The organism is Streptococcus infantis (assembly GCF_047460685.1).
Lineage (GTDB): Bacteria > Bacillota > Bacilli > Lactobacillales > Streptococcaceae > Streptococcus > Streptococcus infantis_AD.
Genome location: NZ_JASHFS010000016.1, coordinates 12,900 through 25,983 on the forward strand (window position 1 = coordinate 12,900; position 13,084 = coordinate 25,983).

The window sequence follows — 13,084 nt, forward strand, 5'->3', positions numbered from 1 at the left end:
TATGGCATTTATTGAAAAAGGTCAAGAAATCGACATTGAAGCGATAAAAGCAGAAACACAATTATCTGCAGAGGCTTTGAGTCGTAAGGAAAGTCGTGATCGTGAATTAGCAGAGATCATCTCTGGTAAGGATGAGCGTATCCTACTAGTCATAGGGCCATGTTCTTCTGACAATGAAGAAGCAGTCCTTGAGTATGCTCGTCGTTTAGCAGACTTGCAGAAGAAAGTTGCAGATAAGATTTTCATGGTCATGCGTGTTTACACAGCCAAGCCACGTACCAATGGAGATGGCTACAAAGGTTTGGTTCATCAGCCAGATACTTCTAAAGCACCAAGTTTGATTAATGGTTTGCAGGCTGTTCGTCAGCTTCATTATCGTGTTATTACAGAAACTGGATTGACTACAGCAGATGAAATGCTTTATCCATCCAATCTAGTCTTGGTTGACGACTTGGTGAGCTACCATGCAGTGGGTGCACGTTCAGTAGAAGACCAGGAACACCGTTTTGTAGCTTCAGGGATTGATGCACCAGTGGGTATGAAAAATCCAACCTCTGGAAATCTGTCTGTTATGTTTAATGCCATCTATGCTGCACAAAACAAGCAAACATTTCTTTACCATGGACAAGAAGTAGAAACTTCAGGAAATCCCTTGGCCCACGTTATCCTTCGTGGTGCCATGAATGAATATGGAAAAAATGAACCCAACTTCTACTATGAAACTCTCTTGAATGCAATCAATCGCTATGAGACTATGGGACTTGAAAATCCCTTTATCATCATCGATACCAATCATGACAATTCTGGTAAGCAGTATATGGAACAAATTCGCATTGTTCGCCAAGCCTTGCTGAATCGTGACTGGAATGAAAAGATTAAAAAGACGGTTCGAGGCTTTATGATCGAATCTTACCTAGCAGATGGTCGCCAAAATCAACCAGAGATCTTTGGTTGCTCTATTACAGACCCATGTCTAGGATGGGAAAATACAGTAGCCCTGGTAGAAGAAATCTATACTACCTTAACAAAATAAGTGAAAAGGATGGAGTTGGGGGTATCTCAACTCCTTTTGAGAAAAATGATAGTTGGACACGGAATTGATATCGAAGCATTAGCTTCTATACAAAATGCAGTTGAAAAAAGAGAAGGATTTGCACGGCGTGTCTTGACAGACAAGGAAATGGAGCGTTTTGCCAGTCTCAAAGGTCGTAGACAAATCGAGTATTTGGCTGGGCGTTGGTCAGCTAAAGAAGCCTTCTCCAAGGCTCTAGGGACAGGGATTGGTAAGTTGGGCTTTCAGGATTTGGAAGTTTTGAACAATGAAAGAGGAGCTCCCTACTTCAGCAAATCCCCATTTTCAGGAAAAGTGTGGCTATCGATCAGCCATACCGATCAGTTTGTGACAGCTAGTGTTATTTTGGAGGAGAATCATGAAAACTAGTCCACATAGACCAACCAAGGCCCTCATCGACCTGGGAGCTATCCGCTACAATATCCAACAAATGGGTGCGCACATTCCCAAAGATACCCTCAAATGGGCAGTTGTAAAAGCCAATGCTTACGGACACGGTGCGGTAGCTGTTGCGACGGCTATCCAGGATGATGTTGACGGCTTTTGCGTTTCTAATATCGATGAAGCCCTCGAGCTTCGTCAGGCAGGAATTTCTAAGAAGATTCTTATTTTGGGAGTATCTGAAGTTGAATCTCTTTCATTGGCCAAGGACTTTGATATTACCTTGACAGTGGCAGGATTGGAATGGATTGAGAATCTCCTTGCTACTGATTCAGATTTATCAGGCTTAACCGTTCACCTTAAAATTGATTCAGGTATGGGGCGAATTGGTTTTAGAAGTGCAAGCGAGGCAGCACAAGCCCAAACTTTACTCAAGGAACATGGAGCAAATGTTGAGGGAATCTTTACGCACTTTGCAACTGCTGATGAAGAGTCGGATAGCTACTTTAAGCAACAGTTAGAGTGTTTCAAGACAATACTTGCTGACTTGCAAGAAGTACCAGAACTAGTCCATGCGAGTAACTCTGCGACTACTCTATGGCATGCGGAAACGATTTTTAATGCAGTTCGTATGGGAGATTCTATGTATGGTCTCAATCCAAGCGGACAAGTTTTGGAATTGCCTTATGAACTAAAACCAGCCTTGACCTTAGAAACTGCTATTGTTCATGTTAAAACAGTCCCAGCTGGGGCTTGTATGGGCTATGGAGCGACCTATCAGGCAGACAGTGAGCAAGTCATTGCTACTTTACCAATCGGTTATGCGGATGGTTGGACACGAGATATGCAGAATTTCTCAGTTCTGGTGGATGGACAATTGTGCCCTATCGTAGGGCGGGTATCCATGGACCAAATCACCATTCGCTTGCCTAAGCTGTATCCATTAGGTACCAAGGTAACTTTGATTGGTGCAGACGGTGACAAGGAGATTACTGCAACAGATGTTGCGGTTTACCGTGGAACGATCAATTATGAGGTAGTTTGTCTCCTCAGTGATCGAATTCCGAGAGAATATCATTAAAAGAGAGAAGGAAAGGAGAGGAGCATGAATTTACATCAACCCTTGCATGTCTTGCCTGGAGTGGGACCAAAGTCAGCAGAGAAATATGCCAAACTAGGAATTGAAAACCTGCAAGATCTCTTGCTCTACTTTCCTTTCCGTTATGAAGATTTTAAGACCAAGCAGGTGCTAGAGCTAGAAGACGGTGAAAAGGCTGTCCTATCTGGTCAGGTAGTAACACCAGCTAGTGTTCAGTATTATGGTTTTAAGCGCAATCGCCTACGCTTTAGCCTCAAGCAGGGAGAGGTTGTGTTTGCAGTTAACTTCTTTAACCAACCCTACCTGGCTGACAAGATTGAGCTAGGAGCGACTCTAGCCGTTTTTGGTAAGTGGGATCGCGCCAAGGCTAGTCTCACAGGGATGAAGGTTTTAGCCCAGGTGGAGGATGATCTCCAACCTGTTTATCGATTGGCTCAAGGAATCAGCCAAGCTAGCTTGGTCAAGGTTATCAAGACCGCCTTTGATCAGGGGCTAGATCTTTTGATAGAGGAAAATCTCCCTCAGTCCTTGCTAGATAAATACAAACTCATGTCTCGTTGTCAGGCTGTTCGTGCTATGCATTTTCCTAAGGATTTGGCAGAATACAAGCAGGCCCTCCGTCGAATCAAGTTTGAGGAGCTCTTTTATTTCCAAATGCAATTACAGACCCTCAAGTCTGAAAATAAGGTTGATGGAAGTGGATTGGTCTTGAATTGGTCGCAAGAAAAACTAACTGCGGTTAAAGAGGAATTGCCTTTTGCCTTGACTCAAGCTCAAAAAAAAAGCCTGCAAGAAATCCTATCAGATATGAAGTCGGACCATCACATGAATCGACTCTTACAAGGGGATGTTGGTAGTGGGAAGACAGTGGTTGCGGGTCTAGCGATGTACGCAGCTGTAACGGCTGGTTATCAGGCCGCTCTCATGGTTCCAACAGAGATTCTTGCAGAGCAGCATTTTGAAAGTCTAGAAAGTCTCTTTCCTGATTTGAAACTAGCTCTCCTAACAGGTTCATTAAAAGCTGCAGAAAAACGCACGGTTTTAGAGACCATTGCCAAGGGCGAGGTCGATGTGATTGTCGGAACTCATGCTCTGATTCAAGATGGGGTAGACTATGCTAAACTCGGTTTGATTATCATCGACGAGCAACACCGTTTTGGTGTGGGACAAAGACGTATTTTACGTGAAAAAGGAGAAAATCCAGATGTCCTCATGATGACGGCGACTCCGATTCCACGAACCTTAGCCATCACCGCCTTTGGAGATATGGATGTTTCCATTATTGACCAGATGCCTGCTGGGCGCAAACCAATCGTAACTCGCTGGATCAAGCATGAGCAATTACCACAGGTCCTGACTTGGTTGGAAGGAGAAATTCAAAAAGGTTCTCAAGCCTATGTTATTTCGCCCTTGATTGAAGAATCTGAAGCCCTAGATCTTAAAAATGCTATTGCTTTATCGGAAGAATTGACGGATCATTTTGCAGGAAAAGCAAAAGTTGCTCTCTTACACGGTAAGATGAAGAGTGATGAAAAAGACCAGATTATGCAGGAGTTCAAAGATAGAAAGACTGATATTCTGGTTTCGACAACGGTTATCGAGGTTGGGGTCAATGTGCCAAATGCGACCGTCATGATTATCATGGATGCTGATCGTTTTGGACTCAGTCAACTCCATCAGCTCAGAGGTCGCGTCGGTCGAGGAGACAAGCAGTCCTATGCGGTTCTTGTGGCTAATCCTAAAACGGATTCAGGTAAAGACCGCATGCGTATCATGACAGAAACGACCAATGGTTTTGTCCTTGCGGAGGAAGATTTGAAAATGCGCGGTTCGGGTGAGATTTTTGGAACCAGGCAGTCAGGTTTACCAGAGTTTCAAGTGGCTGATATTATCGAAGATTTTCCGATTCTTGAGGAAGCACGTAAGGTAGCTAGTTATATCAGCTCCCTTCCTAACTGGCAAGAGGATCCAGAGTGGCATGTGGTTGCCCTGAATCTAGAGAAGAAAGAACATTTAGATTAATACTCTTCAAAAATCTCTTCAAACCACGTTAACGTCGCCTTGCCGTATATGTGTTACTGACTTCGTCAGTTCTATCCACAACCTCAAAACGGTGTTTTGAGCAGCCTGCGGCTAGTTTCCTGGTTTGCTCTTTGATTTTCATTGAGTATAAGCTTTCTCTAAGAAAATCTTAAGTTTGCTTTTAGGGTTATTGCCTATACTAGAGTCATCAAAAAGAAACGAGGACTATCACATGACAATGACGATTAAAGTAAATTACCAAAAAACGTTTCAAGAAGTAGTAGAGGCAGACAAGCTTGCTACAAAATAGTATTTAAAAAGGGCGATAAAGCCCTTTTTAAATACTTGCTTTAGGTGAAATATGATAGACTTTTAGTATAAAGAATCAGTAGAATTACGCTATACCAATTTTTACTCTTGACAAGTAAAAGAAACAAGTATATACTGTTTTTGCTGATTCTATAAAAGAAGAATTAGACTATACCAATTTTAAGGGGAAAGCACAGCTAGCCTGTGTCGTATATACTATGTGTGGAATTGTTGGTGTTGTTGGAAACACAAATGCAACTGATATTTTGATTCAAGGACTTGAAAAACTCGAATACCGTGGCTATGATTCGGCTGGAATTTTTGTTCTAGGTGGTGCTGAAAACCATTTGGTAAAAGCAGTTGGTCGTATTGCAGAATTGTCTGCCAAGACAGCTGGGGTTGAGGGAACAACTGGTATCGGACATACTCGTTGGGCTACTCACGGGAAACCAACGGAAGACAATGCTCACCCACACCGCTCTGAGACAGGACGTTTTGTCTTGGTCCACAACGGGGTGATTGAAAACTACCTTGAAATCAAGGAAGACTACCTTGCAGGTCACCACTTCAAGGGACAAACAGATACTGAAATCGCCGTTCACTTGATTGGAAAATTTGTTGAAGAAGACGGCATGTCAGTACTTGAAGCCTTTAAAAAAGCCCTTCATATCATCCGTGGTTCTTATGCCTTTGCCTTGATCGACTCTGAAAATCCAGATGTCATCTATGTGGCGAAGAACAAATCACCTCTCTTGATTGGTCTTGGAGATGGCTACAACATGGTCTGCTCAGATGCTATGGCTATGATTCGTGAAACTAACCAATACATGGAAATCCATGACCAAGAGTTGGTTATCGTGAAAGCTGATAGCGTTGAAGTGCAAGACTATGATGGCAACAGTCGTGAGCGTGCTAGCTACACTGCAGAGCTCGACTTGTCAGATATCGGTAAGGGAACTTATCCTTACTACATGCTTAAAGAAATCGATGAGCAACCAACGGTGATGCGTAAGTTGATCCAAGCTTACACAGATGAGGCTGGTCAAGTAGTGGTAGACCCAGCTATCATCAAGGCTGTTCAAGATGCAGACCGCATCTACATTCTTGCAGCTGGAACATCTTACCATGCAGGATTTGCTTCTAAGAAGATGCTAGAAGAATTGACAGATACGCCAGTTGAACTTGGTATCTCATCTGAGTGGGGGTATGGTATGCCACTTCTCAGCAAGAAACCACTCTTCATCTTTATCAGCCAATCTGGTGAAACAGCTGATAGCCGTCAAGTTTTGGTTAAGGCCAATGAAATGGGAATTCCAAGCTTGACAGTGACAAACGTGCCAGGATCAACTCTGTCACGTGAAGCTAACCATACCATGCTTCTTCATGCAGGTCCTGAAATTGCCGTTGCTTCAACCAAGGCATATACTGCGCAAATCGCAGCTCTCGCCTTCCTTGCAAAAGCAGTCGGTGAAGCAAATGGCAATGAAAAAGCCAAAGCCTTTGACCTGGTTCACGAGTTGTCTATCGTGGCTCAGTCTATCGAATCAACCCTTTCAGAGAAAGAAATGATTGATGCTAAGGTTCGTGAGCTTCTTGAAACAACACGTAATGCCTTTTATATTGGGCGTGGTCAAGATTACTATGTAGCCATGGAAGCTAGTCTCAAACTCAAAGAAATCTCTTACATCCAATGTGAAGGTTTTGCTGCTGGAGAGCTCAAGCACGGAACGATTGCCTTGATTGAAGAAGGAACACCTGTCTTGGCCCTCTTGTCAGACCCAGTTCTTGCAAATCACACTCGAGGAAATATCCAAGAAGTGGCAGCACGTGGAGCTAAGGTCCTCACCATTGCAGAAGAAAATGTTGCCAAAGATACAGACGATATCGTTCTTACGACCGTACACCCTTACCTCTCACCAATCTCAATGGTCGTACCAACACAATTGGTCGCTTACTTTGCAACCCTACATCGTGGACTCGATGTGGACAAACCGCGTAACCTTGCTAAGTCAGTAACGGTAGAATAAACCAAAAAATTAAATCATAAGCAAAAGTGAACTAGATAGTTTTCTGAAAATCAGAATGCTGTCTGGTGCACTTTTTTGTAGACTTAATGAAAATCAATGACTAAACTAGGTCTCTTATGCAGATGATTCCAAGATCGCTTTGAGGTTACAGATAAGAGTGACGCAGTCAGTCTCGTTACACCAATTTGATATTGTAGAGAAAACGGATCAACCTCAGCCAAGCTAGTTCAAGTCAAGATTGAAGAGGATTGATTCATACTCTTCGAAAATCTCTTCAAACCGCGTCAACGTCGCCTTGCCGTAGGTATGGTTACTGACTTCGTCAGTTCTATCCACAACTTCAAAACAGTGCTTTGAGCTGACTTCGTCAGTTCTATCCACAACCTCAAAACAGTGTTTTGAGCTGACTTCGTCAGTTTCATCTACAACCTCAAAGCAGTGCTTTGAGCAACCTGCGGCTAGTTTCCTAGTTTGCTCTTTGATTTTCATTGAGTATCACTCCTTTTAAGAATTCATTAGAAATAAATCTAAAATTAAATGTTATCCCAGTTTCTATTAAAATGAGAATTCTTTTTGAAAGATATGCTTGTGGAAGACTTGCAAGATATAAAAAACTCTTAGAGCTGGATGATAAGGATCCAACTCTAAGAGGAGTGAGTGTCGTATTTTACTTGCGATACAAACGATCGTATTGGTAGTAAGGATCAAAGGTTACGTTGATTCCTAGTTTACGAAGAACATTTTTGTCTTCGTCTGTTAGGATAATCGTAGAGTGAGCTTCGCTTCCTTTGAGATTTCCGAGTTCTTTCATGGCATGATCTGCATCAGGATTCTGCATTGCTGTGATTGCAAGAGCGATGAGGATTTCATTTGAGTGGAGTCGAGGGTTACGGCTACCCAAGTGATTGATTTTCAAACCTTGAATTGGTTTCACCACTTCTGGTTCAATTAATTTTGTTTCAGCATCAATGTTAGCGGACATCTTGATAGCATTGATCAATGCAGCCGCTGTTGGACCAAAGAGTTCTGAGTTCTTACCAGTAACGATTTCACCAGAAGGTAATTCAAGTGCTAGAGCAGGTCCGCCTGTTTCTTCTGCTTTTTGACGTGCGGCAACAGCAACCTTTCGGTCAGCTGGTGTGATACCTAGGTCATTCATGAGAAGCTCAATCTTCTTCACAGCAGTTTCTCCAACCTTCTCAGCTTTGAAGTCAAGAACTGTCTGGTAATAGCGACGGATAATTTCCTGTTTAGATGCTTCAATGGCAGCGTCGTTATCAGTGATTGCAAAACCAACCATATTGACACCCATGTCAGTTGGAGACGCATAAGGAGATTTACCTAAGATACGTTCCAGCATACGCTTAAGGACAGGGAAAATTTCAATGTCGCGGTTGTAGTTGACTGTGGTTTCTCCATAAGTTTGGAGATGGAATGGGTCAATCATGTTGACATCATCAAGGTCTGCTGTAGCAGCTTCATAAGCTAAGTTTACTGGATGATGAAGTGGGAGATTCCAAACTGGGAAGGTTTCAAATTTGGCATAACCAGACTTGATACCATTGATTTGGTCGTGGTACATGTTAGACATACAAGTTGCCAACTTACCTGAACCAGGACCAGGAGCAGTCACGACAATCAAGTTACGGCTAGTTTTGATATAGTCGTTTTTCCCCATACCTTCAGGAGAAATGATGTGATCCATATCTGTCGGATACCCTTTGATTGGGTAGTGGAGATAAGAGTCAATACCATTTTTCTCTAATTGATTACGGAAGGCATCTGCTGCCGGTTGGCCTGCATATTGAGTAATGACAACTGAACCAACAAAGATACCAAGTTCATTGAATTTATCGATCAAACGAAGCACTTCTTGGTCATAAGAAATGCCCAAGTCTCCACGAGCTTTTGAGTGCTCGATATTGCTAGCGTTGATGGCGATCACAACTTCAACCTGCTCCTTCAACTCTTGCAAGAGCTTGATTTTGTTATCTGGTTCATAACCAGGAAGGACACGAGCAGCGTGGAAATCTTCCAACATCTTACCCCCAAACTCTAAATAGAGTTTGCCGTCAAATTGGTTGATGCGCTCCAAGATATGGTCGCGTTGTAGATTCAAATATTGTTCAGAACTAAAAGCTTGTTTTTTCATTTTTTTACCTCTGAGCTCTATTATATAAAAAAAATGGAAGATTAGAAACTAGAGAGTCGCAAAAGTGAGAAAAAAAGATAAAGCAAACGCTTGCATAATTTTGATAAAAGGTCTATGATGGAGTAAAGTCAATTTTAAATAGAGGTAAAAAGATGCAAGAAAAATGGTGGCACAATGCCGTTGTTTATCAGGTTTATCCAAAAAGTTTTAAGGATAGCAATGGAGATGGGATTGGTGATTTGCCTGGGATTACCAGTAAGCTAGACTATCTAGCTAAGTTAGGGATCACAGCGATCTGGCTTTCTCCAGTCTATGATAGCCCCATGGATGACAATGGTTACGATATTGCCAATTATCAAGATATTGCGGCTATCTTTGGAACCATGGAAGATATGGATGTGCTGATTGCTGAGGCTAAAAAACGAGACATTCGAATCATTATGGATTTGGTTGTCAATCATACATCAGATGAGCATGCTTGGTTTATCGAAGCTTGTGAAAATCCTGATAGTCCTGAGCGAGACTACTATATCTGGCGTGATGAACCTAACGAATTGGAGTCAATTTTCAGTGGATCTGCCTGGCAATACGATGAAAAGTCAGGTCAATATTACCTGCACTTTTTCAGCAAGAAGCAACCGGACCTCAACTGGGAAAATGAAGAACTACGCCAAAAAATCTATGAGATGATGAATTTCTGGATTGATAAAGGGATTGGTGGATTCCGTATGGACGTCATTGACATGATTGGGAAGATTCCTGATCAGAAAATTGTCAACAATGGTCCTATGCTTCATCCCTACCTCAAGGAAATGAATCAGGCTACTTTCGGCGACAAAGATCTCTTGACAGTAGGGGAAACTTGGGGAGCGACACCAGAAATCGCAAAACTCTATTCAGATCCAAAAGGACAAGAACTGTCTATGGTCTTCCAGTTTGAACATATCTGTCTTCAGTATCAGGAAGGACAACCTAAGTGGCAGTACCAAAAAGAGCTAAATGTTGGGAAATTAAAAGAGATTTTCAACAAATGGCAGACAGAATTAGGAGTTGAGGATGGCTGGAATTCGCTCTTCTGGAACAATCATGACCTCCCTCGTATCGTCTCAATCTGGGGAAATGACCAAGAATACCGCGAAAAATCTGCCAAAGCCTTTGCCATCTTGCTTCATCTCATGAGAGGGACTCCTTATATCTACCAAGGTGAGGAGATTGGGATGACCAATTATCCCTTTGAAACACTGGACCAAGTAGAAGATATTGAATCCCTCAACTATGCGCGTGAGGCTCTTGAAAAAGGTGTTTCAATGGAAACAATCATGGATAGCATCCGTGTCATTGGACGTGACAATGCGCGTACTCCAATGCAGTGGGATGAGACAAAAAATGCTGGTTTCTCAGACGGACAACCTTGGTTGGCTGTTAATCCAAACTACGAAGCAATCAACGTTCAGGAAGCACTGGAAAACCCAGATTCTATTTTCTATACTTATCAAAAATTGGTAAACATTCGTAAGGAAAATAGCTGGTTGGTGAGAGCTGATTTTGAACTTCTTGATACGGCTGAAAAAGTCTTTGCTTATATCCGTAAGGATGGAGACCGTCGTTTCCTAGTTGTGGCCAATTTGTCCAACCAGCAGCAAGAGTTTGCAGTAGAAGAGTCAGTTAAGTCTATCTTGATTGAAAATACCTCAGTAGAAGCAGTTTTGACTACACAGAACTTGGCTCCATGGGATGCCTTCTGTGTCGAATTAGTTGCTTAAAATTACCATCTCAAGTGTCGCATGGCGCTTGGGATCTTTACTAAAATAAGTGTAGAAAATTCTTTAAAAAATATTTGTTTGAATTTTCTAAAAAATACCCTGTAAACCCTTGCTTTTATAGAAAAATAGGGTATAATGGTGAAAATAGTATTTTAAAGGAGAATACCGATGAAATCGAAAAAGTGGCTCGCAGTAGCAGGGATAACGATGAGTGCAGCTCTTCTTTTGGCAGCTTGTGGCAAGACTGAGAAAAAAGCAGATGCTCCAACAACATTTTCGTATGTATATGCTATTGATCCAACAACATTGGACTATAGCGTTACTAGTAAAAGTTCAACATCAGACGTCATTGCCAACTTGGTCGACGGACTCTTGGAAAATGACAAATATGGGAACTTGATTCCATCGCTTGCTGAAGATTGGTCAGTCTCACAAGACGGCTTGACTTATACTTACAAGCTACGTAAAGGTGTCAAATGGTATACTTCTGAAGGAGAAGAGTACGCTGAAGTCAAGGCCCAAGACTTTGTGACTGGCTTGAAGCATGCTGCAGATGGTAAATCAGATGGCTTAACACTTATCCAAGACTCTATCAAAGGTTTGGCAGAGTATGTTAGCGGTGAGACAAATGACTTCTCGACAGTCGGTGTCAAAGCAGTGGACGATTATACAGTTGAGTATACCTTGAACAAGCCAGAAAGTTTCTGGAATTCTAAGGTGACAACGGCGACCATGCTCCCGGTTAATGAAGAATTCCTTAATTCTCAAGGGAAGGATTACGGAGCAGCAGCTCCTTCAGGTATTCTCTACAACGGTCCATATATTTTGAAGAACTTCACTTCAAAATCCGTGATCGAGTACGAAAAGAACCCAAATTATTGGGACAAAGACAATGTTAAAATTGACCACGTCAAGCTTACCTTCTACGATGGTTCTGACCAAGAATCATTGATTCGTAGCTTTGCGTCAGGCTCATATACGACAGCTCGTCTCTTCCCAACTAGCTCAAGCTTTGATTCAACTAAGAAAGAATACGGCGATAAGATCGTTTATAGTCCGCAAGAAGCGACAAGCTATTACTTTACTTTCAACGTAAATCGTCAGTCTTACAATAAAACAGCTAAGACAGATGATGCCCAAAAAACTTCAACTAAAGAAGCACTTCTCAATAAAAACTTCCGTCAAGCTATCAACTTCGCTCTTGACCGTCATGCTTACTCTGCACAGATGAATGGCGAAGAAGGTGCAGACAAGATTATCCGTACTAGCCTTGTGCCTTATGACTATGTACAGGTCGGTGAAAAGACCTTCGGTGAATTGGCTCAAGAACAACTGGTAACATACGGAGACCAGTGGAAGGATGTAGCTTTGACAGATGGTAAAGATACCCTTTACAATCCAACAAAAGCAAAAGCTGCCTTTGAAAAAGCAAAATCAGAATTGCAAGCTAAAGGTGTAACCTTCCCAATCCATTTGGATATTCCAGTTGAGCAGACAGATGTCATTGCTGTACAACAAACTAACTCTCTCAAACAGTCTGTCGAAGCAGCACTTGGAAGTGAAAATGTTGTCATCGATGTACTTCAAATGACTGACAATGAGAAAATGAGTATCACATCTCAAGCCAAAGTGCCTTCTCAAAAAGACTATGACTTGAACGGAACTGGTTGGGGGCCAGACTATCAAGACCCAGCAACCTACCTCAATATCTTAGATGCTAAGAAGGGTTCTGCCCTTAAACACTTGGGTATCACAAAAGGTAAAGATCCAGAAGTTATGGCTCAAGTTGGACTGGATGAGTACAAGAAACTCTTGGATGATGCAGCGTCAGAAACAAGCGATCTTAACAAACGCTATGAAAAATATGCCAAAGCACAAGCTTGGGTTTCAGATAGCTCACTTCTTATCCCTGTAGCTTCTTCAGGTGGTTCTCCGACAGTTAGTCGTACAGTGCCATTCACAAAAGCTTACTCTCAAGTTGGTATCAAGGGAGATCCATTTGTATTCAAAGGTTTAGAATTGCAAAATGATATTGTAACAGCTAAAGAATACGAAGAAGCTCTCAAGAAATGGCAAAAAGAGAAAATTGAAACAAATGCCAAATACCAAAAAGAACTAGCAAATCACGTTAAATAGTCTTTTGTAATGAATAAAGAAATCCTGTTTTGAAGCAGGATTTCTTTCTTTTTTTCTATTGCCAATGAGAGCACAAACAGTATATAACTTTACTTTTAGGCTAAAATTTGATAAAATAGTTAT

The 13,084-nt window shown here is 41.9% G+C and carries 9 protein-coding genes; 7 read left to right on the top strand and 2 right to left on the bottom strand.

The window, feature by feature from the left end:
- Position 1: 1 nt before the first annotated feature.
- From QM917_RS08480 to glmS, 5 genes are all read left to right on the top strand, one after another.
- Positions 2–1,033, top strand: coding sequence for a 3-deoxy-7-phosphoheptulonate synthase (locus QM917_RS08480; protein ID WP_075231810.1), 1,032 nt, complete (start codon positions 2–4; stop codon positions 1,031–1,033).
- A gap of 45 nt (positions 1,034–1,078) precedes the next feature.
- Positions 1,079–1,441 carry a holo-ACP synthase gene (acpS, locus tag QM917_RS08485; protein WP_075231820.1) on the top strand — a complete coding sequence of 121 codons (363 nt, stop codon included), beginning with the start codon at positions 1,079–1,081 and terminating at the stop codon, positions 1,439–1,441.
- Positions 1,431–2,534 carry an alanine racemase gene (gene alr / locus QM917_RS08490; RefSeq protein WP_075231809.1) on the top strand — a complete coding sequence of 368 codons (1,104 nt, stop codon included), beginning with the start codon at positions 1,431–1,433 and terminating at the stop codon, positions 2,532–2,534. The genes acpS and alr overlap by 11 nt, the downstream gene beginning before the upstream one ends.
- A gap of 24 nt (positions 2,535–2,558) precedes the next feature.
- Positions 2,559–4,574 (top strand): ATP-dependent DNA helicase RecG, encoded by a 2,016-nt coding sequence (gene recG, locus QM917_RS08495; RefSeq protein ID WP_414285458.1) that lies wholly within the window; start codon positions 2,559–2,561, stop codon positions 4,572–4,574.
- 527 nt (positions 4,575–5,101) lie between these two features.
- On the top strand, positions 5,102–6,910 hold the full coding sequence (glmS, locus tag QM917_RS08500; RefSeq protein WP_414285459.1) for a glutamine--fructose-6-phosphate transaminase (isomerizing): 1,809 nt from the start codon (positions 5,102–5,104) through the stop codon (positions 6,908–6,910).
- 222 nt (positions 6,911–7,132) lie between these two features.
- Here glmS and QM917_RS08505 read toward each other — a convergent pair whose 3' ends face one another.
- Positions 7,133–7,399, bottom strand: a complete 267-nt coding sequence (locus tag QM917_RS08505; protein WP_414285460.1) for a hypothetical protein — start codon at positions 7,397–7,399, stop codon at positions 7,133–7,135.
- Positions 7,400–7,577: 178 nt separating this feature from the next.
- A complete protein-coding gene (locus QM917_RS08510; protein WP_414285461.1) occupies positions 7,578–9,062 on the bottom strand; it encodes a DUF1846 domain-containing protein in 1,485 nt (494 codons plus the stop codon).
- Between the two features lie 152 nt (positions 9,063–9,214).
- Between QM917_RS08510 and QM917_RS08515 the strand changes: the two genes are divergently transcribed.
- Positions 9,215–10,825, top strand: coding sequence for a glycoside hydrolase family 13 protein (locus QM917_RS08515; RefSeq protein WP_414285462.1), 1,611 nt, complete (start codon positions 9,215–9,217; stop codon positions 10,823–10,825).
- A 168-nt stretch (positions 10,826–10,993) separates the two neighbouring features.
- On the top strand, positions 10,994–12,961 hold the full coding sequence (locus QM917_RS08520; RefSeq protein ID WP_075227262.1) for a peptide ABC transporter substrate-binding protein: 1,968 nt from the start codon (positions 10,994–10,996) through the stop codon (positions 12,959–12,961).
- The last annotated feature ends 123 nt before the right edge of the window (positions 12,962–13,084 follow it).